Origin of the sequence: Halorhodospira sp. 9621 (assembly GCF_022228055.1) — a bacterium.
Classification (GTDB): domain Bacteria; phylum Pseudomonadota; class Gammaproteobacteria; order Nitrococcales; family Halorhodospiraceae; genus Halorhodospira; species Halorhodospira halophila_A.
The window spans coordinates 1-22,962 of the sequence record NZ_JAJNRD010000014.1; the positions used below are offsets into that span (position 1 = coordinate 1).

Annotated in this window: 19 protein-coding genes; 3 read left to right on the forward strand and 16 right to left on the reverse strand. The window is 66.4% G+C overall.

Features of this window, described 5'->3' with window-relative positions; translation table 11 throughout:
* Nucleotides 1-1,014, forward strand: a 1,014-nt coding sequence (locus LRF89_RS08010) for an IS1380 family transposase (protein WP_238636868.1), incomplete at its 5' end; no start/stop codon positions are given.
* A 466-nt stretch (nt 1,015-1,480) separates the two neighbouring features.
* Here the strand turns inward: LRF89_RS08010 and LRF89_RS08015 are convergent.
* The 16 genes from LRF89_RS08015 to LRF89_RS08090 form a co-directional block, all read right to left on the reverse strand.
* Nucleotides 1,481-3,331 (reverse strand): hypothetical protein, encoded by a 1,851-nt coding sequence (locus LRF89_RS08015; protein ID WP_238636869.1) that lies wholly within the window; start codon nt 3,329-3,331, stop codon nt 1,481-1,483.
* Nucleotides 3,332-3,371: 40 nt separating this feature from the next.
* On the reverse strand, nt 3,372-3,857 hold the full coding sequence (locus LRF89_RS08020) for a prepilin-type N-terminal cleavage/methylation domain-containing protein (RefSeq protein WP_238636870.1): 486 nt from the start codon (nt 3,855-3,857) through the stop codon (nt 3,372-3,374).
* Nucleotides 3,858-3,892: 35 nt separating this feature from the next.
* Entirely contained in the window at nt 3,893-4,366 is a 474-nt protein-coding gene (locus LRF89_RS08025; protein WP_238636871.1) for a type IV pilus modification PilV family protein, read from the reverse strand.
* Nucleotides 4,353-4,892, reverse strand: a complete 540-nt coding sequence (locus LRF89_RS08030) for a pilus assembly FimT family protein (RefSeq protein WP_238636872.1) — start codon at nt 4,890-4,892, stop codon at nt 4,353-4,355. Before LRF89_RS08030 ends, LRF89_RS08025 begins: the two co-directional genes overlap by 14 nt.
* A gap of 68 nt (nt 4,893-4,960) precedes the next feature.
* Nucleotides 4,961-6,205: a type II secretion system F family protein gene (locus LRF89_RS08035; protein WP_238636873.1), complete on the reverse strand. Its 1,245-nt coding sequence runs from the start codon at nt 6,203-6,205 to the stop codon at nt 4,961-4,963.
* 12 nt (nt 6,206-6,217) lie between these two features.
* Nucleotides 6,218-8,050, reverse strand: coding sequence for a GspE/PulE family protein (locus LRF89_RS08040; RefSeq protein ID WP_238635395.1), 1,833 nt, complete (start codon nt 8,048-8,050; stop codon nt 6,218-6,220).
* Nucleotides 8,051-8,065: 15 nt separating this feature from the next.
* Nucleotides 8,066-9,016, reverse strand: a complete 951-nt coding sequence (locus LRF89_RS08045) for a tetratricopeptide repeat protein (protein WP_238636874.1) — start codon at nt 9,014-9,016, stop codon at nt 8,066-8,068.
* Complete coding sequence (gene mshL / locus LRF89_RS08050; protein ID WP_238636875.1) at nt 8,994-10,610, reverse strand: pilus (MSHA type) biogenesis protein MshL; 1,617 nt, start codon at nt 10,608-10,610, stop codon at nt 8,994-8,996. The genes LRF89_RS08045 and mshL overlap by 23 nt, the downstream gene beginning before the upstream one ends.
* A complete protein-coding gene (locus LRF89_RS08055; protein WP_238633163.1) occupies nt 10,607-11,026 on the reverse strand; it encodes a hypothetical protein in 420 nt (139 codons plus the stop codon). The genes mshL and LRF89_RS08055 overlap by 4 nt, the downstream gene beginning before the upstream one ends.
* 13 nt (nt 11,027-11,039) lie before the next feature.
* The gene (gene gspM, locus LRF89_RS08060) at nt 11,040-11,732 is read right to left on the reverse strand and encodes a type II secretion system protein GspM (protein ID WP_238636876.1); all 693 of its coding nucleotides are present in this window, start codon (nt 11,730-11,732) and stop codon (nt 11,040-11,042) included.
* The gene (locus tag LRF89_RS08065) at nt 11,729-13,330 is read right to left on the reverse strand and encodes a hypothetical protein (RefSeq protein ID WP_238636877.1); all 1,602 of its coding nucleotides are present in this window, start codon (nt 13,328-13,330) and stop codon (nt 11,729-11,731) included. The genes gspM and LRF89_RS08065 overlap by 4 nt, the downstream gene beginning before the upstream one ends.
* Before the next feature lie 133 nt (nt 13,331-13,463).
* Nucleotides 13,464-14,687 (reverse strand): MFS transporter, encoded by a 1,224-nt coding sequence (locus LRF89_RS08070; protein WP_238636878.1) that lies wholly within the window; start codon nt 14,685-14,687, stop codon nt 13,464-13,466.
* Between the two features lie 62 nt (nt 14,688-14,749).
* Entirely contained in the window at nt 14,750-16,354 is a 1,605-nt protein-coding gene (locus LRF89_RS08075) for a BCCT family transporter (RefSeq protein WP_201169267.1), read from the reverse strand.
* A gap of 324 nt (nt 16,355-16,678) precedes the next feature.
* Entirely contained in the window at nt 16,679-18,547 is a 1,869-nt protein-coding gene (locus LRF89_RS08080; protein ID WP_238636879.1) for a PAS domain-containing hybrid sensor histidine kinase/response regulator, read from the reverse strand.
* 102 nt (nt 18,548-18,649) lie between these two features.
* The gene (locus LRF89_RS08085; RefSeq protein ID WP_238636880.1) at nt 18,650-19,390 is read right to left on the reverse strand and encodes a flagellar motor protein MotB; all 741 of its coding nucleotides are present in this window, start codon (nt 19,388-19,390) and stop codon (nt 18,650-18,652) included.
* Nucleotides 19,387-20,187: a MotA/TolQ/ExbB proton channel family protein gene (locus LRF89_RS08090; protein WP_201169273.1), complete on the reverse strand. Its 801-nt coding sequence runs from the start codon at nt 20,185-20,187 to the stop codon at nt 19,387-19,389. Before LRF89_RS08090 ends, LRF89_RS08085 begins: the two co-directional genes overlap by 4 nt.
* A gap of 232 nt (nt 20,188-20,419) precedes the next feature.
* Between LRF89_RS08090 and LRF89_RS08095 the strand changes: the two genes are divergently transcribed.
* Entirely contained in the window at nt 20,420-21,298 is an 879-nt protein-coding gene (locus tag LRF89_RS08095) for an EamA family transporter (protein ID WP_238636881.1), read from the forward strand.
* A complete protein-coding gene (locus tag LRF89_RS08100) occupies nt 21,295-22,863 on the forward strand; it encodes a phospholipase D family protein (protein ID WP_238636882.1) in 1,569 nt (522 codons plus the stop codon). Before LRF89_RS08095 ends, LRF89_RS08100 begins: the two co-directional genes overlap by 4 nt.
* Nucleotides 22,864-22,962: the final 99 nt, after the last annotated feature.

The following is a 22,962-nucleotide window of genomic DNA, read 5'->3' on the forward strand; positions in this document are numbered from 1 at the left end:
CTGCTGAACATCCTCGCCCGCGAGCCGAATCAGGAGGTGCTCGACGAGGCGCTGCTCAGGCTGGTCGAGGAGCGGGTGCGGGCCCGCAACAAGGGCCGCCGTGCCCGGACGATGACGATCGATATCGACGGTGTCCCACTGCAGGCCCACGGCCAGCAGCCGGGCAGCGCGTTCAACGGGCACACGGGGCAGCGGCAGCACGACCCGCTCTTCGCCCTTTGCGGCGAGACCGGCGACATGGTCGGGGTGCTGCTCCGGCCGGGTAACGCAGGGCCGGCGAACGAGGCGGCGGCCTGGATCCCGAAGCTGGTCGAGTACCTGCGCGAGCACGTCGCCCGCCAGGTCCGGGTCCGGCTCGATGCCGGCTTCGCCGATGCCGCCACGCTCGCCGCCCTGGATGCCCACGGGATCGGGTATATCGCCCGGCTGCCGCGCAATCGGGCGCTGGAGCGCCACTTCGAGCCGCATCGCTACCGGCGCGGCCGTCCCTCCAAGCGCGAGCGGGAGTGGACCGAGGAGTTCGTCCACGAGGCGGGCACCTGGGAGCGGCCGCGGCGTGTGGTGATGGTCATCCGCGAGCGCCCGGGCGAACTCTTCCGGGATGCGTTCTACCTGGTCACCAACGTCCAGGGCAGCCAGCGCTTCGTCCGCCGCCACTACCAGCAGCGCGGCAAGGCGGAGGCGCACTTCGGCGAGTACAAGGACGTCATCGGCGAGTCCCTGCCCTGTACCCGCCGCGGCCAAGCGACGGAGGAGCAGGCCTTCGCCCGCAGCCAGGCGCTGCTGACCCTCCGGGCGCTCGCCTATCAGCTCCTGCACGTGCTGCGCGACAGCCTGGAGCGGGCCACGGGCGACGGCTGGAGCCTGCGCCGGCTGCGCGAGCAGGTGCTCAAGAGCGCCGTGCGGGTCCTGCGCCACGCCCGCAAGCTGCAGGTGATCCTGGAGCGCCGCGCCGCCAGCCACTGGCGCGCCTTGCTCCGACGGCTCTCACAAGTGGAGCCAGCCCCCGGATAGTCCAGCGCCGGAGCATCAACAACCCAATTGGACACGACGGCCGCTGGGACGAGCCCGGCGACGACCCCCTATGTCCATATACCTTCACAGAGCCCATTGAACCGCCGGAACCTGCGGCACCTCGCCGCAGCGAGTCGCGCACCAGCCGCTCCTCAGGCTGAGACTGGCCAGTCATTAACCAGCCAAGCTGCTTTGCTCAGGCGATGAACAGCTCAGGTCGGGCTTCTCGTGAATTAGGTGGGCTGAGACCGTTAAAAAGGACTACCGAGATCCCTGCGAAAGTGCATAGCGACCAGTACACAGGGCGCTCGCTGTTACACACTCCCTCATCCAGTGATTTAACAAGCGATCGGCTTTTCCTCCCGTTGCACAATACATTTCGTCATCACAAAAAAATCGGGCCAAGTGGTGAAGACGTTGGGCTAACATCTCCACCACCTTCCACCTTCACAAACCAAAAGACCTCCTATTCCCCGCCGCCACCACTAAAGCTCCACGCGTCAGGATCATCTTGGTCCACATCGTAATCCTCGTAACTAAAGTCAGGCTCCGGTACAGAGCCAGACACAATATCATCACTATGACTCACGGGGTTGATATTGTCTTTTTGTTCTGGCGCACTATCTCCATCTCCTTGGCTCATGTACCCATGAACCGGATCAGCATCGACACTGGCCATATCTATTTCACATGGGTCCTCTTCGTCACAAACCCAGCCTCCAGGCAGAATACACCCAAACCCCAAGTCGAGGTCACATTCCTGTCTACCACCTTTAATATCATTTTCACCAATATCAACTTCCACTGGTGGCCACACATCAGACCACTGTCCTTCGAAATAGTTTGCGGCGGCCTGCCTACTGCCACTTTCATAGGTGTCCGGCAACTCATCAATATCCGTTTCATAATCCTCATTACCAAGATGAATGGTAGTATCATCGCCAAAAAAGATGCCAGAGTATTTTTCTTCGCCCTCTACCTCTACCCCCTCAAAGTGGCGGTGATCATTACGCGACCGGGAAGGATCGTTAATATCAGGAAGATCGACATCAGGAAGACCAATATCGCCCCCTATATATACGTTCTCACTAAAAACAAAGGTTGATCCGTGCAAGTTACTATACGTTTCCGAGTTCCGCCTCCCGCTTCGTCCAAGCCCTATGGCACTATTATAATTAGTTGCACGACCCTCACCATCATAGTCCAGATCATAGAAGTCTAGCCCGCCTTGGAAGATCGCATCCTTCGCAAAACTTATATTTGTCCAATCTGTGCCAGTGGCAATCGTTCCATCAATAATAAACTGAGCACCTAATTTTTCGGTTTCGGTTAAGTCATCTCCGAAATAAACTGTTTCATTAAACGTAAAGTCGCCGCGGATATCGTCGGCATGTTCTGAATCTACAATAACTCTCACATTATCAAAACCGTGGTCAACCGCCTCCCCATCCTCATCCCATGCGGCACTGAAAGTTACTGGATGGTTAAAGACAACGCCAGCACCACCAGTTTGTAGCTGAGCAGCATAAACCTCTGGAATACGGAACTCGTTCCCCTCGAAGACCCGCCACAACTCACTCTGTTTATCCGGATCACTTTCTGTATCCGGATGCTGGTCCGGACAGTCCTCATCACCCGGAACACTTAGACTTAGTTCTGGGTCGCCTGCCCCGCCCTTCTCATAAACGCACCTCTTCTCGTCGTCGATTTCCAAACGAAGCGGTCGATCACCCGTTGCCGCAAACCCAGTCCGCAGCTGATGGGCTACCAGACTCCACTCGGGATCTGTCCTGCATATCTGCTCATCCTCACCCTGAGCCACGCAATCAATGTCATCGTGCAACATCGCACTGAAGGTGGACAGGTTCAACCGATCGATCGGAACATATAACTCCAGACGATGTTCGGCATTATGGTCTTCAGTTGGGTCCTGGGAGAAGCCACGATACACCCAAGTATCATCGTCCAAAACATACCTTGCGTCGTCGGAATCATCAAGATCTGGCGGCGCCACGTAAACCTGATCTTCTACGTCTCTTGGAAACGCGATCGCATAATCCTCAGGTTCTTCGTCTATTTCTAAATCATGCTCATCAGCCAAAAAACCCGTAATCTGGGTCGCTGTCTCAGCCGCATAAAACGCCCGAGCATCATCGAGTAGCACGGAACTAGTCTCCGCTCTACCCGTCAAAAGGGTAGCCATCGTCGCCGAAATCGCACCGACCGCAAGTAGGACAAAAATCGATACGATGAGGGCACCCCCTTTCTGACGGGCGATACCTAAATTGCCCTTTGGACACTTTCGTAAACGATTCATAAAAACTCCTCCATCCTGCTATTCGCAGGAGTATTAGTCCTCATCGGGGCTCGACTCGTGTTCCTACAACAGTGCTCATGCGGTCTCCATTGTTCAACGCAAATTCCAGCTCGTAGAGTCGTATGTTTCCGATTTTGTGATCGTCACACGACAACGTCTCAACCTGAAGCGCTTGCGTATCGACATCATCCATGACACGTGCCTCATTCAGTTGCAGACCATCATCTGGGTCGAGACTCCATTCATCGCCGCCAACGTCCAAAAGGTTTTCGTCGCACTCATCAGCCTCCGGGTGCTCCATGATCCTCCGACTCATCCGCTGAAGCGTGTAGTTAAGCTCTTCCTTTGCCGTAACCTCATCCTGAAAAACCGTCCTCACCTCAAACACCGAGGCCAAAGGCTGCGCAATCAAGACGGCCAATAATGACGACAGGACAAGGACAATTATCAGCTCCAGGAGAGTAAACCCTCCCATTGCTCGTCGGCAGAAACTCTTTTCAAAAAAAACCGATGGAGCTTTTTCCATTCTATCGACCGTCCCTATGAATCACGTTTCGATTGCTACGGAGCGACCGGTACCCCAAAATAAATCGGTGAAGCGCCATCCACTTCTTCGCTGCTAATTTTTACTTCCGCGTAATTACCACCTACAACGTTACAGTACACATCAATGCCGAGATCATTTCCACCGTCAACGCAGTAGGTGTCAAGATCAATCTCCGACTCTATATCACAACTGCTTTTATCAACAAAGTCTCCTGGATCGACAGGACCACCGGAAAGATCATTACATTCTGACGAGTTGATAGCAGCTCCACCAGTGGCGCGGTGACAACCAAGTACAATCTCCGCACAACCCTGGGCCTTCCGTGCGAAGCGATCGATGTCATCAACATCATCCAGCGACTGGAAAAGGGGCACCACGGCGGCAAGACCGGCCATAGCGAATCCCAAGACGAGGATTGCTACGATCGTCTCTAGTAGAGTTAATCCCGACTGCTTCTTTGGCCCACTCTTAATTTTACGAACATTCATCGGATTTCACCGCGCTGGAGTCCCCGTCAAGACAGATGCTCACCTCTTCATCTCCTGAGCTAATGGTTATTTCGTACTCGCTATCCACCTCGCCATATGGATATTCAAATTCGATTTTAGATTCGTCTGCGTCTTCCTCGACTGCTTCTACCTCGACAAAATTATTACAATCAAAATCACCGCCGAAGTCTTCGCACTCCCGACTTACAGACCGCCCACCAGGACAATCTTTACTATTTATTTCCCAACTATTGTCTTTAAATTCAACATAAGGCCGGTGATTATCAGGGTTTCCACACCGCATCGCATCCTGCCGCATAATCCGCAGATCCGATGCCAGACGGCTCTGGACTTCTTCCAGGTCGAGCTGCTCTTCTGCTCCACCAAAGTTTGGCACAGCGATGGCGGCGAGTACGCTCGCGATAATCAAAATTAGAACAATTTCAACAAGCGTGACGCCCCGCTGCCGCCGGCGGAGGGCCGGGGCATGCGGAGCCGATGGAAGGCGCGGCACTTCGTTTTTCATGGTCTACCTCATTCCCCCCGGCTTGCCCGGGGGGCGGACTGTCTTTCCGCTGACGGGACTACGGCCCCCTAAAGGGCTTCGGTCCCCAACTGCCACATGGGCAGGAAGATGCCTGCGGCCAGGACCAACACCAGCAGGGCGATGAAGCCGATGACGAACGGCTCGATGTAGGAAGACAGCTTCTCCAGGTCCGCCTCGACCTCGCGCTCGTAGAAATCGGCCACCTGATCCATCATGTCTGCCACCTGGCCAGTCTCCTCGCCCACGGCCAGCATCTGAAGCACCAGGGGGGTGAACAGCCCGCTGCGCACCGACACCTGGTGGAGGCTCTCGCCCTGCTCGATGCCGTCGCGCAGCGTCCGAATGCCCCTTCCGATATAGGCGTTATCCGTGGCTTCTGCCACGGAGTCCATCGCCTGCAGCAACGGCACGCCGGAGCGCACGGCCATCGAGAAGGTCCGGCCGAAGCGGGCGAGCAGCGCCAGCTGCAGGATCTTGCCGATCCCCGGCAAGCGGAGCTTGAATCGGTCCCAGAGGTAGCGGCCGTTTTCCGAGCGCAGGTAGGCCCGTGCGGCGAAGTAGGCCCCAACGGCCCCGATGAGCAGGTAGAGCCACTGCTCCTCCATGAACTCGGAGGTGGTGATCAGCGCGACCGTGGCCGTGGGAAGATCCGCCCCCATCTGCTCGAAGATGTCGCTGAAGGCGGGGATGACGAAGATGTTAACGACCACCAGGGCGATGGCGATGGCGATGAAGACAAAGGTGGGGTAGCGCAGCGCCTGCTTGACCCGCTGCCGGGTGACACGCTCCTGCTCCAGGTTCTCGGCCATGCGATTGAGCGACTCCTCCAGCTGGCCGGAGTCCTCGCCGACGCGCACCATAGCAATGAGCAGGGTCGGGAAGATGTCGTCGTGCCGCCCCATGGCCTGGCTGAGCGACTGGCCGCTCTCCAGGCTGGCGGCGATCTCCTCCAGCGCCCGGTTCAGGCGCTTGTTGCTGCCGCTCTCCGCCAGCCCGCGCAGGCAGCGGATGATGGGCACCCCGGCGTGGAGCAGCGCGCTGAGCTGGCGGACGAACGTAACCAGCTCCTCGAGCGTGACCTTCTGCCCGATATTGTACTGCTCAAGCAGCTCGGTGAGGTCCATGTTGAGGCCACTGCCGCCGCCCCCGTCACCGCCGGCGGCTTCCACCGCGATCGGGGTCACGCCGCGTGAGAGCACCTCGTCAATGGCGCCGTCGCGGTTCGGGGCCTCGATACGGCCCTGGACCTCGCGGCCGTCCTGTGCGCGGCCCCGGTACCGGAAATTCGGCATGCCCCCTCCCGATCAGTCCCCTGCAGTGGTCTCCGAGGGCCGCGCCTGGGGCGCGGCCCCCGTCCCGGCGGCGCTGCTCGCCCCGTGGGCGTTCTCCTCGGCGGCCTGCACCTGAACCGCCCGGTTCTCGTCGCGCATGGTGCTCTCGTCCATCTCGCCGAGCACGCGGAAGACCTCCTCGAGGGTGGTCACCCCCTGCTGTGCGTAGTCCAGGGCGACATGGCTCATGGGCCGGTACCCCGGGTCCGCAGCGCAGGCGGCGGCAAAACCCGACTGGTCGCCCTGGCGCAGGGCCTCGATCATGTCGGCGTTAAGTTCCAGCAGCTCGAACACGCCGATCCGCCCGCTGTAGCCGGTCTGACTGCAGGAGGGACACCCCCGCCCGTGGTAGAGCTGGACCCGGCTGGCGTCCTCGCCAAAGACGCTCTGCAGCCAGGCGTGCTCCTGATCGTTGGGCGTGTAGGGCTGCCGGCACTTGGTGCAGATCCGGCGCAGCAGGCGCTGGGCCAGGATGGCGCGCAGCGCGGCGACGAGCATGTACGGCTCAGCGCCCATGTCCAGCAGGCGGTTGGCGGTGGAGACGGCGTCGTTGGTGTGCAGGGTGGAGAAGACCAGGTGGCCGGTGATCGCCGCCCGCATGCCGATGTCCACGGTCTCCTCGTCACGCATCTCACCGACCATGACGATATCCGGGTCCTGGCGCAGGGTCGTGCGTAGCACCCGTGCGAAGGTCAGGCCGATGCTCTCGCGGACCTGGACTTGGTTGATCCGCGGCACCCGATACTCCACCGGGTCCTCGACGGTGATGATCTTGACGCCGGGCCGGTTGATCTCCGACAAAGCCCCGTAGAGCGTCGTCGACTTGCCGGAACCGGTCGGCCCGGTGACTAGGACCATGCCGTACGGCATATGGATCAGCCGCCGCAGGCGCTGGAGCAGGTCCTCCGGCATGCCGGTTTCACCCAAAGAGCTCACGCCGCCGGTCTGGTCGAGCAGGCGCATGACCACGCCCTCACCGTGCTGCAGCGGCAGCGTGGACAGGCGGACGTCGATGCTGCGGCCGTGGACGCGGACCTGGAAGCGGCCGTCCTGGGGCAGGCGCCGCTCGGTGATGTTCAGCCCGCACATGAGCTTGAGCAGCGAGACGAGCGCGGCGTGGATGTTCTGCTGGCGGAAGATCTGCTCCTGAAGGACGCCGTCGCGCCGGGTGCGGATGCGCAGCGAACGCTCCTCGGGCTCGATGTGGATGTCCGAGGCCCCCACCTGGACCGCGTCCTCGAACAGCGACTGGAGCAGGCGCACCACCGGCGCGCTGGCGCCGCCCTCCCCCACCGGCAGGGTGGAGAGGTCGATGTCATCGGCGCTGCTGAACTCGCGGCCGAGCTCCTCGGCGATGTTGCTGATCTCTTCAGTACGGCGGTAGACGAGGTTGATCAGCTCGCGGATCGAGGACTCGCGGGCCACCGCCACCCGGACCGGCTTGTGCAGCACCCGCTGGAGTTCGTCGTAGGCGATCAGGTCGCTCGGGTCGGCCATGGCGACGAGGAAGTCCTGCGCCGTCTCCTCAAGCAGGAGGGCTGCAAAACGCCGGGCGTAGTTCTCCGGCAGCTGGCCGGAGACATCCGCGTCCAGGAAGTAGTCGTTGGGATTGACCCAGGGCACCTCGAGCTGCTCGGAGAGCACTCGCAGGATCTGATCCTCGCTGACGAACTCCAGGTCGATGAGCTGCCGGCCGAGCTTTTCACCGCTCTGGCGCTGTTGCTCGAGGGCGGTCTGCAGCTGTTTCTGGCTGATCAGACCCTGCTCGACGAGCAGATCCCCGAGGCGGATCTTCCTGCGCAGCATGGCGCCCTCCTGCCGCTACGATTCGGCGTCGGTTTCCGTTTCCAGCGCTTCGAGCCGCGAACGTGCGTGCCCCGCCACCTCGTCGCGATCCGGGCCGGCATCCACCACCGCCTGCCAGGCCGCCCGTGCGCGGTCCGTGCGCCCCGCGGCGTCGGCGGTCACGGCCACGCCCAGCTGCCAGCGCAGGTTCCCGGGCTCGTGCTCGAGCAGTTCCTCGTAAAGCGCCAGCGCCTGCTCGTGCTGCCCGACGCTGCGGTGCACCCCGGCCAGCTGCGCCTCAACGCCGCCCGGCGGGCGGTCTGCGGCCTCGCGCACCTGCTCCAGCGCCGCGATGGCTGACCCGGCGTCGCCCAGTTCGTGGGCCAGAGCGGCGTAGAAGCGCGCCATGGCCTGATCCCCGGGCGCGATCTCAATCCCCGCCCGGAGCACCTCGCGGGCGCGCTCCTGCCGGCCGCTCGCGGCAAGGATGCGTGCATACCCCTGCCGCGCCACGTGCTGCTCCGGATCCAGATCCAGGGCGCGGCGGTAGGTACGAGCGGCGTCGTAGACCTCCCCGGCCTGCAGGTGCTCCCGGGCCTGATCGACCAGCACCCGCGCCCGCTCGCCGGGGTTGCGCTCGGTGGGGCGGCGACTGAACGCGCCCGCTTGTTCCTCCGCTTCGACGTCCGCTTCGGCGCCCCCTTCGGATACAGCCTCGTCCAGCTCGGCCGCTGCGCCTTCGTCTGCGGTGCGGGCCGCGCCGTCCGGAGCGTCCTCAACCAGCGCGTCGAGCTCGTCCTCGGGAATTTCGTCGGCCAGCTCCTCGATGAACCCGGCCTCGGCCGGGTCCAACCCCTCTGCCGGGGCGGGAACCGCCGCGCTCTCCGCCAGGACCGCGCTAGCGCCGGCGAGGCCGAACACCGCGGCGGTAAGCCGGGCGCCCCGGCGGCGCATCCGCCGCTTGCTATTGAAGCCTGTAGAACTCATCGAGGCGCTCCATCTGGCTGTCGACTTCGCCGCTCCAGGCCCCTTCTTCCACCAGGCGCGGGCGGAGCAGGATGACCAATTCGTACTTGCTCGTGCGCTGCTCCTCCTGCGTAAAGAACCAACCCAGCAAGGGGATGCTGCCAAGCAGCGGCACCTGCGAGGTCACCTGCCGGTCGCGCTCCTCGATGAGACCGCCAATGACCACCACGTCGCCATCCCGGGCCCGGACGATGGAGTCCGATTGCCGGACATCAATCCGGGCGAGGTCGAAGGAGATGTCCTCGGTATCGCCACCATCTCCGGTCGGGCGACTGACGCTGCGCGTCACCTGGTCCACATCGGTGACCGCCGGCTGGACGTGCAGGGTGATCCACCCCTCCTCGGTGATGTTGGGGGTGACGTCGAGGGAGATCCCCGAGAAGAAGGGCTCGAACTCCGGATCCACCTCGGTCAGCGCCTGGTTGTCGCGGATTCGGGTATCGATGTCCACGTCGGTCTGGAAGTAGGCGTCGGTCCCGACCTTGATCAGCGCTTTCTGATTGTTCAGCGTCGACACCCGCGGCGAGGAGAGGACCTGCAGGTCGCCCTGCTGATCCAGGGCCCGCAGTAGGCCGTCGAAGCCGCGCGTATCGCGCGCAACATCGATTCCGAAGTTGTCATCGGCATCCAGCCCGAAACCTGAGCCGGGCGAGACACCGATATTCAGGTTCTCTCCGCTCATGCGCCCGACGAACCCCCAATCGATCCCGGCCTGGAACTCGTCGCGGAGTTCCACCTCCAGGATGCGCGCCTCGAGCACCACCTGGCGATTGAGGCTGGTCTGCAGGCGGTCCATGAACCGCTCCACCTGGCCCAGGGTGCTCGGCTTGGCGCGCACCACCAGCGAGCCGGCCTCGGGGCTGGCCACCACCGAGGCACCCTCCTCTTCCTCGTCGGCGATCATCCGCTCGATCACCGACTCGATGTCCGCCCAGAGCTTGGAATGCGACCGGGTGCGCAGCTGGCTGCCGGCGACGTCATCGTCATCATCGGTGATGTCCCCGGCCGAGATGCGCGTGCCCGAGTCGCCCTCGCGGTCGACGTTGAGGTAGTCGAGGTTGAACATCCGCGACTCGAGGCGCGCCGGCAGGACCAGATAGGCGACCTGGGTACGCTGGTACTCGTAGCCGTAGGACTCGCGCAGGGTATCCATCACCTCGGGGACCGAGACGTCGTCCAGGCTCAGCGAGATCTCGCCCTCCACCTCCGGATGGACGACGACGTTATACGGGGTGTCCTCGACCAGGCCGTGGAAGAAGGCCCGCGCGGGAACCTCATCGGCGGTGATGTCGAAGCGCGGCTCCTCGGCCTGGAGGTCGAGGGGATGGATCGGCGGCGCCTCGGAGAGCGCGGCCTCGATCTCTTCCGGCACCGCCTCACCGTCATCGGCCTGGGGTTCGCTGCGATCCTGTGGATCGAGGCGCTCCTGGGCCTGCTGGCTGCGTTCCGCGGCGCGCTCCTCGTCGTCATGCACGCTGGTGCTGGCACATCCGGTGATCAACACCAGGGTGGCGGCGACCGGGACCGCGTGGCGAAGAAGGTTCCCTGCGCTCATTTGGCTTTCTCTCCTGGCAAATCCCTGGGCAGGCGCCGGGTCTTCTCGACCCCGTGATCGACCACCGGCACGTAGTGCCGCCCGTCCTCGTAATCCACATCGGCGCCGTGGCGACGCGTGCCGAACAGATCGGCCTCGCCCACGGCCTGGCCGGGCACGTACCAGGCATCGCGGAAGAACGCCGCCGATCCGTTCACCTCCGGGTGATACGTTCCGCTCTGGATGACCATGCGCAGATCCTCGTGGACCGGCGTGGCCGGCTCCTCCTGCGCGCCCGCGGGGGCGCCGGGCATCTGCACACGGTCGCGCAGGTGCGGCGGGAGCTGACCCGGCGTCATCGCCGGCGGCTGGGTCGGATCGAACGGCCCGGCCGTCGCCGCGGTTGTGCCGGCGCCGAGGATGACAAGCCCCAGCACCGACCCGGCGAGCCTAGAGATCCAGCCAGGCCTCGTGCCCGCTGAGCGTGTGCAGGCGGACTTCCACCCGCCCGAGCGGGTACTCTTCGACCTCATAGGTCAGCTCCTCCCACGCAAACTGCCACTGCAGGTTCTCCACGTCCTCGAGCAACCGGAGCGTGGCGTCGTAGTCGCCCTCGAAGATCATCCGCACCGGGTGCCGATACGCCTTCAGCGTCTCGCCATTCTCATCTTCGACCTCCATGGCCACTTCGGCGGGCAGGCGCTCGAACGCCCGCAGTTCGGTATCGTCGCGGCGCGCCAGCAGTGCCTCGAGCACGCCGCGCATGTCACCGGGCTCGATGAAATCGGGCATGTCCTCAGCCATCCGGCGCTGAACCGCCTCGAGCTCTTCCTCCAGCGAGGCGATCTCCCGCTCGATGGCCTCGTCGGGGTCGGCGTCGCGCTCGGCTTCCAGCTCCTCGATCTGCGCCCGCAGCTGCGGGATCTGGTTCTCGGCGTTCTCCGCCGAACTCCGCGCCTGTTCCAGCGCCTGACGCTGCGGCTCATGGAGGTAGAAGTACCAGAGCGCGGCGATCACCGCGAACAGCGCCACGCCGACCAGCACCCGCTCGCGGACGGTGCGCTGCCAGAGCGCCTGGTTCAGCCGATCCCATGCACCCGTGACCTGCGCCACCACCGGGCTGCGCGCCAGCGCCCTCTTCATGGCTCACCTCCCCGCTGCGCCGCTGCGTCGAAGCGGTAGGCCCGCATGCCGGCCGCCTCGCCGTTGCGACCGGTGACCCGGTCGAGCGCAAGGTGCTCGAAACTCCACCCCTGGAACTCACGCTGCATCCCGAGGTGCTCGAAGAACTGCGTGACTTCGGCGGCGTCCAGCGCGTACCCCTGGAACTCGCCTGCCTGCGGCGAAAAGTGCATGCGCGTCAGCCACAGCGCCTCCTGCTCCTGGCGTCCCACCCCCTCGAGCGTCTCCGAGAAGCCGGCCATGGCTTCGGGGTGGATCCCGCGCAGCTCCTCCAGGAACTGTCGCTGCGTGCCGAGCTGCGCCTCCAGCGTATCCCGGCGCTCGACCAGGGCCTCCGAAGGCGCCCGGGCCTCTTCCACTTCCTGCTCCAGGGCCTGAACCTGCTCGAGCAGCGCCTCCTGCTCGGCCTCGACTTCGGCCAGACGGTCCTCGGCACCGCTCAGCACCCGCCCCTGGACCAGGCTGACCACACCGAGGAGCACGGCCGCCGCCGCGGCGTAGCCGATGATCGAGGCCGGGGCGAGCGGGTCGAACTGCCGTACCGGGGGCTGGTAGAGCGAGACGTCGCTCTGGCTGGCGCGTGGCAGCGCGGCCCCGGCAGCGAGCAGGCAGTGACCCTGGGTGGCGTCGTCGAGCCGCGTCGCCCCGTCCACCTGCGTCTCAAGCACCTGCTGGAGCTGGAGCCGGGCCACCGGTACGGGGAGCGACTGGCTCAGCTGCTCGAGCAGTTCGCCCAGCTCCGCCTGCCCACCGGCGGGAACCATCAGGATCCGGTCAATCGGTTGCTGGGAAAGCTGCGAGTCGTGGTAGTCCAGCGTACGCTGCAGTTCCCGGAGCAGGGCCTGGACCGCCTCGTCGCCCTCCTCGCGCAAGCGGCGCAGGCCGACCCCCTGGGAACGCGCCAGCACCAGCTGCCCGGCGCGGCTGAAGGTCATCACCGTGTCGTCCTCGCCCAGGTGGACCATCAGCATCGGATGCCCGGACCCGGGCACATGGGTGGCGACGTCGTTGAGCACGGTCTCCCGGCCAAGCACGGCGCGCGGCTCGAGATCGGCGTACGCCACCAGGTCCACCAGCTCCTGGACACGGCTGCGCCGGGCCACCATGGCCAGGGCCAGGCGATCCGGCTGCTGGCGCCGGTTGGCGTACTGACGCTGGCCGGCGACGGCCATGTCGGAGACGGGCACCGAGGAGACGTCGCGCAGGCGGAATCGAAGCGCCTGGTTCAGCTCGGCGTCGGGGATGCCCGGGGCATCCACCTGCTGGATCTCGTAGTCCTCGCCGTCGAGGACGATGTAGGCCGGATCCCCGCGCAAGCCGTGGGCCTCGACCATGGCGGCGAGGGTGTCGCCGACCTGCTCCGGCCCGCAGGTGCGCCGCTCGCAGCCGAGCAGACGCTCACCATCGGGCGAGCACGCGGCCAACGTGACCTGCCCGGTGCGGAGAATCTGGACGCCAACCCGGGGGTCCTGCCTGCCGGAACGCAGGCGCGCCAACAGGCCACTGAGCCCGCTGCTGCGCGGCTCCTCTCCTCCCTGAACCAGCTGCTTTCCCTTCATGCGAGCATTCCTGCGCTGAATGGTGGCGCGCCTGAGCCAGAAATCCGACTAAGCTGGCGAGTAAATCTGAGGTTAACCCAGGTCACTGTGGGGGAAAACCTCCGAGGCGGGGTTGTCTGCCGATTTGGACAGCTCAAATGGTCGCACCCCGCCTCCGCCCCGCGACCGCCAACACCCCCGCCCCCGCCGTCAGCGCCGCCAGCCCGCCGATGACCACACCCACCGGCACCCCCCAGTCGAGCAGCAGCCCCGTTGCCGGCGGCGAGAGCGCGGTGGCGAAGGACATGGCGGCGTGGGCCAGGGCGCGGATGCCGCCGAGATTGTGGATGCCGTAGAGCTCCGCCCAAAGGGCGTTGATGGCCGGGGCACCGACGCCGGCGGAGAGGCCGGCCAAGAGCATATAGACCGGCACCACCCAGGCCCCGGTGAACAGTGCAGCCAGCGTCAGGCCGGTGAGCAGCGGCAGCAGGGCCAGCGGCAGGGCGCGGCGGGCGGTGATTCGATCCACCCACGGCCCGCCGAAGAGCAGTCCCACCACGTGGGCGGCGGCGAAACCGAGGAACGAGGCGGCCATCAGCTCCAGCGGCCACCCGCGGGTGTCGGCGATGTGGACCTGATGGAAGAAGAGGAACGTCACCGCCGTGGGGGCGGCCAGCACCCCGGGCAGGTAGAACCACATCCGCCGGTCGCGGAGCACGTCGCGGCGCCGCCAGCCGGCGCCGGCCGGCTGCTCATCGGCCAGGCGCTCGATGCGTCGGCGCCGGGTGCCGTGCCCGCGCAGTAGAACCAGCAGCGCCGGCAGCCCGGTGAACAGCAGTAATGCGGCCACCAGCAGCCACACCTGCTGCCACGCCAAGAAGGCCATCAGCACCACGGCACTGGCCGGCAGCACTGCCTCGGCCGCCGGCAGGCCCAGGGCGGCCACGCCCAGGGCGCGGCCGCGCCGGGCGTCGAAGTAGCGCGCCATGCTGCTGAAGGCCATGTGGGTCATCAGCCCCTGGCCGCTGAGTCGCAGCAGCAGGAGTGCCAGCAGGAGAACGGCCGCGTGCTCCGCCACACCAAGCAGCAACGCCCCGGCGGCCAGGCCGATGACGGTGGCGGCGGCAAAGACGCGCAGGTCGATACGATCCAGCGCCCGACCCAGCCAGACCACCGCCGCGGCACTGCCCAGGGTGGCGATGCCGTAGTAGAGGCCGAAGCCGCCGTGGCCCAGGTCGAAGGTGGTGCGGATCGGCTCGCTGAACAGCGAGACGAAGAAGGTCTGCCCGAAGCCGGAGAGGGCCGCGGCCAGCAGGCCGAATCCGAGGAAGCGGCGGTTCTCCAGAATGAACCGCAGGTATTCGGATCCGCCTGCCAAGGCCGCGATACCTCCCTCCGTTCCGGTGGGTGGGTGGACTCCGTGCCGGAGTCGGGCGCCGTTCAGCGCCCGGCCGGCTTCTCCGCGCGGGCCGGTTCACCGTCGATGGCCGGCTCCTCACCGTCAGCCAGGTGCATCGCCATCCGCGGCGCGTACCACAGCGACGGCAGCAGGATCAGCGACACTGGCACGGCGGTGACCACGATGAACGACTGCAGGGCGGTGATGCTGCCCTCGCCCATGAGCATGAGGATCATCGCCATCACGCCGAGCACCAGGCCCCAGAAGACCCGCAGCCAGGTGGCCGGCTCGTCGCCCTCGCTCATGGTCAGCGAGATGGTGTAGGTCATCGAGTCCGAGGTGGTGGCCACGAAGATGGTGGTCAGCACCAGGAAGAGGACGGCGATGATCGCACCGAAGGGCAGCTGCTGGGCGATGGCCATCATCGCCGCGGGCAGCCCGGCCTCGTGGTACGGCTCGGAGACGGCGCCGGGCGTGGCCAGCTCGAAGGCGATCCCGGAGCCGCCAACGATGGCGAACCAGAAGCAGGTGGCCACCGGGGCGAGCACCGACATGGCCAGCACGATCTGGCGGATGGTGCGCCCACGCGAGATCCGGGCGACGAAGATCGCCATCAGCGGCCCGTAGCCCATGAACCAGCCCCAGAAGAAGACGGTCCACCAGTCCAGCCAGGCCGGATCCTCGCGGAAGGTGGCCATGGGCACCAGGTTGTCCACGTAGGCGCCCATGCCCTGGACGAAGCCGTCGATGATGAACGCCGTGGGGCCGAAGAGCAGGATGAAGGCGGCCAGGAACAGCGCCAGCATCACGTTGAAGCGGCTGAGCATGCGGATGCCGCGGTTCAGCCCGGTGATCGCCGAGAACAGGTAGATGGGGATCACCGCCAGCAGCACCGCCGCGGGCAGCCACACGCTATCCGGCAGGCCGAAGAGATCGCTCAGCCCGTAGGCCACCTGCAGGCCGAGGAAGCCGAGCGGCCCCACCGTACCGGCCACCACGGCGATCACGCAGAAGGTGTCGACGATCGCCCCCGGCGTGCCGTGCATGATGCGCTCGCCAAAGAGCGGGTAGAGCAGCGTGCGCGGCTTCAGCGGCCAGCCCCGGTGGTAGTGGAGCTGCATGAGCATGCCGCCGGTCAGCGCGCCGAGGATCGACCAGGCCAGGAAGCCCCAGTGCATGAAGCTCTGCGCCAGCGCGGGGACGGCCGCCCCCTCCTCGCCGCCCTCGATGCCCAGCTCGGCGGCGAACAGCGGCGCCGGATCCATGAAGTGGGCGATGGGCTCGGCGGCCGCCCAGAACACGCCGCCGCCGGCGAGCAGCGTGGCCATGATCATGGCCAGCCAGGAGAAGTTGCTGTAATCCGGCTGGTCGTTGCCGACCCGCAGCCGGCCCAGCGGGCTGAAGGCCATGACCAGGGCGATCAGGAAGGTGGCGAGCATCAGCAGCTGCCAGTACGCGCCGAAGTACTGCGTGGCGTAACCGAAGGTGGTGTCCACCGCGGCGCTCAGCCAGTCCAGATCCAGCGCCGCCATGGCGATGAAGGCCAGGACGAAGCCACCCGAGAGCACCATCACGGTGCGCTCGTTGCCGCGAATCTCGCGTTCGGGCACAGCCTGGCGGTTACCCGCCGTTTCGGGTTGGGACATGGGGAATCAGGCTCCGTTTCGTCGTGCGAAGGGCCACGACCACCCCGCCTGCACGGGCTCGGACGCACAAAACTGGGGCAGCCCCGGGGGAAAGGCGCTGAACGGTACCGCTTCGATTGCACAATTTCAAGGCACCAGCCCCAGGGAAACCGGGCCTTTGGCCACCGAGAGCGGCGCCACACGGGGTTCTCGGGCGCCCCGGGCCCTGCACCACCGTCAGCCGCGGCCGGTGCCGCCCCGGCGGACCCACTCGAGCACACGCACGAGTTCGTCGCGGTCGAGGGGCTTCGTCAGGGTGGCATCACTGCCCTGGCGGGCGCAGTCCTACCAGACCTGCTCCACGGCGTGGGCGGTGCACATCACCACCGGCGTGCGGGACCAGCCGCGCTGCGCCTCACGCTCGCGCAGGATCCCGAGGGCCTGGCACCCATCCATGCCGGGCATCTGGACGTCCAGCAGGAGCAGATCGGGGCGCTCCCGCTCCCACTGCGCAACCACCGCCTCGCCGTCTTCGACCACCGTGACCCGGCACGTCTGCTGCTCCAGCAGGGTTCGGATCAACAGGGCGTTGGTTGGCTCGTCCTCGGCCACCAGCACCTGCAGCGGCGCGTCCGTCGCGGCTCCCTTGGCCGTCGGGGCTGCGGCCGGCGCAGCGTCACCATCCGCCGGGGGCTCCGTTGCCGGCAGACGGGCGGTGAAGTGGAAGATCGCCCCGGCCCCCGGGGTGCTCTGCACCCCGAGCTCACCGCCCATCAGGCGAACCAGCTCCTTGCAGATGGTCAGTCCCAGCCCGCTGCCCTCCTGCCGGCGGAAGACATCGTCGCCCTGGGTGAAGGCGCGGAAGATGCGCTGCTGATCCGTCTCGGAGATCCCCGGCCCGGTGTCGGTAACCGCCACCAGCAGCCGGTCATCGCCGTCCGCCGGGGCCACGGTGATGGTCACACTGCCCTGCTCGGTGAACTTGATGGCGTTATTCGCCAAGTTGTAGAGCACCTGACCGAAGCGTACGGCGTCCCCCTCGACCCACTCCGGGACCGCCGGATCGACGGTCAGCGTCAGCGCCAGCCCCTGCTCGGCGGCCAGGGCCTCCAGCAGCTTGCTCTCGTCGGCCAGGTAGGCGCGCAGCTCGAACGGCTCGCGCTCGAGCCGGAGTTCGCCGGCCTCGAGCCGCGACAGGCTGAGCAGCGTGTCCACCAGACCGAGCAGTGTCTCGCTGGCGGTGCGGCAGAGCTCCACGTAGCGCCGCTGCTCGTCGTCGAGCCGGGTATCCTGGAGCAGCCCGGTGAAGCCGACCACGGCGTTGAGCGGCGTGCGCAGGTCGTGACTGACGGCAGCGAGGAAGGTGCTGCGGTCGCGATCCGCCTGCCTGCGCGCCTGCTCAAGCTCCATATGCTCGGTGATGTCGTAAAGGGCACCCTGAAGCACCTGGCGACCGTTGGCCGGCAACTCCACCATCTGCCAGATATCCCGCACCCAACGGGTGGAACCATCCCGGTGGCGGATCCGGTAGCGCAGATCCCCCACCCGCTCGCCCCGGCTCTGGATGGCGGCGTCCTCGGCGTCGACGCGCTCACGGTCATCCGGGTGGATCAGATCCGCCCAGCGCCAGGCATCGTCGGTGAGGTAGGCCCGGTCGTAGCCGGTGATCGGCTCCACTGCGCCGCTGAGCAGGAGGATCCGGTAGTCCTCCGGATCGATCTGATAGGCGATCCCGAGAAAGTCCTCAAGGAAGCGGCGGTAGCGCTCCTCGCTCTTGCGCAGCGCGTGCTCGACCCTCTTCTGCTCCGTCAGCTCGCGGATGATCGTCGAGCAGCGCCGCGCCTGACCGTCTTCACCCCGATGGACGATCAGTGTCTGCAGCACCGGGATTGAGCGGCCGTCGTCCACGCAAAGCACCGCGGTCTCGCCTTGCCAGACCCCATCACGCAGCGCCGCTGGAATCCCCTCATCGAGGACGCGCCGGGTCGCCCACTCCGGGTGAGAATCGGCGATGCGCTGCTCCAGCGGGACCTCGAGGCGCGGCTCGCCCATGATCCGCCGCATGGCCGGGTTACGGTAAAGCTCACCGCCACCGCACAAGTCCGCCACGCCGATCAGCTCGGGCGCGGCCTCAAGCATCTCGAGCAGCTCCTCCGGCGCGATCGCGTACCCACCGATCCCGCCATTCACACCCCCGCCATCGCACCTGGCCATGCCGCCCCCTTTGATTTTGATCATTCCAAGATACCACGTCAGCATCAGGGGCGAAGGCACCGCCAGCCGGCTCGGTTACCCTTCCGGGCCGCTCCGAGCCGATCACTCGGACTGCTCGATCAGATGCACATCCACACGACGGTTGCGGGCGCGCTGCTCGGGGGTCTCGTTGGGCTCCAGCGGCCGCGTCTCGCCGTGGCCCTGGGCGATCAGCCGCTCCGGCGTGATCCCGGCGTCCTTGAACACATGGACCACCGAGATCGCCCGGGCGGTGGAGAGCTCAAAGTTGGAGCGGAAGCGGTCACTGCGGATGGGGATATCGTCGGTGTGCCCGGCCACCCGGATCATGCCCGGCGTCTCCGCCAATACGCCCGCCACCCGCTCGAGCACCGGCACGAAGGTGTCGCTGATCTCCTTGCTGCCCAGGGCGAAGGCCGCCCGCTCGGGGAAGCGCAGGAGCACGCCGTCCTCGCCCTCACCCAGCTCCACCTCGCCGGCGGCGAGTTCCTCGGCCAGGGCGTCCTGCAGCGCCTCGAGGATCTCCGCCGTCTCGTCGTACTCCGGATCCGAAAGCGGCAGGTCATCCCGGACCTCCTGCTCCGGGCTCGGTGCCGGCCCCTCCAGGTCGACCACCGTCGGCGCGGCCTGCGGCGTGTCCTCCTGCACCACCGCGGGCCCGAGGACCTGGCGCAGGGACTCGGCGAGCTGCTGGTAGCGTTCGTTGTCGATCACCGACATGCTGTAGAGCATGACGAAGAAGACCACCAGCACCGCCATGAGGTCGGCGAAGGTGGTCATCCAGGCGGGCGAGCCGCGCGCGGTGGCCTTGCTGCGGTATCTCATCCCTGGTTCCCGGAACCCTCCGCGGCCGTCTGCCCGGCGGGGGCGGCCACGGCCCCGCGCTGGCTCGGCGGCAGGTAGTTGGACAGCACCTCGTCGATCAGCCGCGAGTTGTAGCGCTTGTGGATGCAGGTCACGGCGTCGATGATCAGCAGGTTGTTGGTGTACTCCCGCTGCGCCCGGACCTCCAGGTTGTCGGCGATGGGCAGGGCGACGAGCTGGGCGAACAGCGCGCCGTAGAGGGTGGTCAGCAGCGCCACGGCCATCCCCGGCCCGATGGCCTCCGGGTCCTCCAGGTTGCCGAGCATCTGCACCAGCCCGACCAGGGTGCCGATCATGCCGAAGGCCGGGGCCTGCTCGCCCATGCTGCGGAAGATACGCTGCCCCTCCTCGTGGCGCTGCATGGACAGCTCCAGCTCCTCGCGCAGAATGCGCTGCACCAGCTCCGGCTCGACGCCGTCCACCGTCAGGTCCAGCGCCTTGCGGAAGAAGGGGTTGTCGACCTCGGCGTCCTCCAGGACCAGGAAGCCGTGCTTGCGGACCTGGGTGGCCAGCTCCTTGGTCTGGGCGATGAGCGCGGCGGGGTCGTCCTGACGCCGTTTAAAGGCCTGGCCGGCTACCCGCACCGAGTTGATGACTTGTTGGAGCGAGAACTTGATCAGCGTCGCCGAGAAGGTGCCGCCGAAGACGATGAGCACCGCCGGCAGGTAGAGGAACTGTGCCGCATCGCCGCTGGCGGCGATGGCCGTGACGATGATGGTGATGCCGACCAGCAGCCCGCCGAGGGTCGCTTTATCCAATATTCGCCTCCAGGGTGTGCGCCACCGTGCGCTGCGACGGCTAACAGGCGGTTAACGCCCTATTCTGCCGCGCTGCCCGTCCACGTCCACCCCTGCGGCGGCGCAGCGGCTGCGCCGTTGGCGCGCCGTAGGCCGCAGCGCGGGGCGCGCGGGCGCTCCGCAGGCCTTGTCACGCCCGCCGCTGTCGCCAACACTACGCCGGCCGCACACACAGACCCGACAACCGCGATCGATGCCGTACCTGCTCCTGGTCACCCTGCTCTGGGCCTTCTCCTTCAGCCTGATCGGCGAGTACCTCTCCGGGCAGGTGGATGACGACTTCGCCGTCCTCAGCCGGGTGGCGCTGGCCGCGCTGGTCTTCCTGCCCCTGGCGCGCTTTCGGGGCCTGTCACCGTCGCTCGCCGGCGGGCTGATGCTCCTCGGCGCCCTGCAGTTCGGGGTGACTTATCTGTGCCTGTACCGCTCCTTCGCCTATCTGACGGTGCCGGAGGTGCTGCTGTTTACCATCACCACGCCGCTGTACGTCGCCCTGCTCGACGATGCACTGCACCGACGCTTCGCGCCGGTGGCGCTGCTCGCCGCGGGTCTGGCGGTGATCGGCGCCGGGGTGATCCGCTACGACGGCATCACCGATGAGTTCCTGCTCGGCTTCCTGCTGCTGCAGGTGGCCAACGCCGCCTTCGCCGCCGGACAGGTGGGCTACAAGCACCTGCTGCTGCGCCACCCCATCGACGCCCCGGCCTACCGGGTCTTCTTTTTCTTCTTCCTGGGCGCGCTGCTGGTCGCCGCCCCGAGCTTCGCCGTATTCGGTGACCCGGGCCTGATGCCGGACAGTGGGCTGCAGTGGGGCGTGCTGCTCTGGCTGGGCCTGGCGGCCTCGGGGCTGGGCCTCTATCTGTGGAATCAGGGGGCCCGCGTGGTGGACGGTGGCACACTGGCGGTGATGAACAACCTCCTCATCCCCGCCGGCTTGCTGGTCAACCTGCTGCTCTGGGACGCGGATGCCGACCTGCTGCGGCTGGCCGTTGGTGGGGGCATCATCGTCGCCGCGCTGTGGATCAACGCCCGCTTCTCGCGCTACGCCGTGCTCGGCGCCGGGAGACCAACATGATCCATGCGCTCCGCCGGCGACGGGCGCTGCACGTGGCGCTCGCGCTGGTTTTGTTGGCCGCCCTGGCCGGCTGCGCCCCGGTCTACCAGGCCCCGGAGACGCCGCAGCAGGCCCCGCGCCTGCCAGCCAACGAGGGCCCCCTGGCCGAGTGGCTGCGCGAGGTGCCAGCGGCCCGCGAGGGAGCCACCGGCTTCCAGATGCTGACCAGTGGCCTGGACGCCTACCAGTGGCGGGCACACAGCGCGCGCCTGGCCGAGGAGCGGCTTTACCTGCAGTACTACATCTGGCGCAACGACGAGGCCGGCCGACTGCTGCTCGCCGAACTGCTCCATGCCGCCGAACGCGGCGTGCAGGTGGCCCTGCTGCTCGACGACATGGACATCCGCGGCGACGACCGCGCCCTGGCCGCCCTGGATCAACACCCGAACGCCGAGGTCCGCCTGTTCAATCCGTACCGCTCTCGGGCCGGTGCCCTGCGCGCCGGCGTGGAGCTGCTGCTGCGCGCCAGCGACCTCAACCACCGCATGCACAACAAGGCGTGGATCGCCGACGGCCGGCTGGCCATCGTCGGCGGGCGCAACATCTCCAACGCCTACTTCTACACCGGCGAGCCGTTCAACTTCATGGACATCGACCTGGCCATGGCCGGCCCCTTGGCCCACCGGGCCGAGCGCGCCTTTACGGATTACTGGAACAGCCCGGCGGCGATCCCCATCGCCCAGCTCCAACGCGGCCGCCCCGGCGCTGAACCGCTCGAGCAGCTCCAGGAGGAGCTGCGCGCCTGGCACCGCGCGCGCACCGATCACCCGCTGTATCGGCCCGCGCCGAGCAGCGCCCCCGTGGCGACGTTGCTGGAGACCGACGCCTACACCTGGACCCGCGACGCCGAGCTGGCCGTGGACAACCCGAGCAAGGCCCTGGGCCACAGCGGCGAGCCGAGCACCCGGGCGGTGCTCAACGCCCTGGGCGAGCGCTTTGCCGCGGCCGAGGAACGCGTGACGCTGGCCTCGCCCTACTTCGTACCCGGCGCCGAGGGCACGGCGGGGCTCACCGGCCTGGCGCAGCGCGGCGTGACGGTCTCGGTGCTCACCAACTCGCTGGCCGCCACCGATGTGGCCCTGGCCCACAGCGGCTACGCCCGCCGCCGCCACGCCCTGCTCGAGGCTGGCGTGGCGCTCTACGAGCTGCGCCCCAGCGCCTGGCAGCACTACCAGGCCGACGCCGCCTTCGGCCTGGGCGCCTCGCGGGCGAGCCTGCACACCAAGGGGGCGGTCTTCGACGGCGACGAGATCTTCCTGGGGTCGTTCAATCTCGATCCGCGCTCGGCGCACATCAACACCGAGCTCGGCGTCTTCGTCCGCGACTCCGAAATGGCCACGGCGCTGGAGACCATCTTCGAGCAGGCCACCGACCCGCGCTTCGCCTACCGGGTGTGCCTCTCCGAGCGCGGGGCCCTGCGCTGGGAGGACGACACCAGCACGTACCGGCGCGACCCCAAGGCGGGATGGTGGCGGCGCTTCGTGGCCGGTTTCGCGCGCCTGCTGCCCATCGAGTCGCAGCTTTAGCCGCCGCCCCCGGGCCCTCGCGCCCTGCTTCCCTTTCGACGGTTGCGGTTTTGCACCCCGGTGTGCTTAATTGAACGGAACTGCTTACAAAGAGGTCGC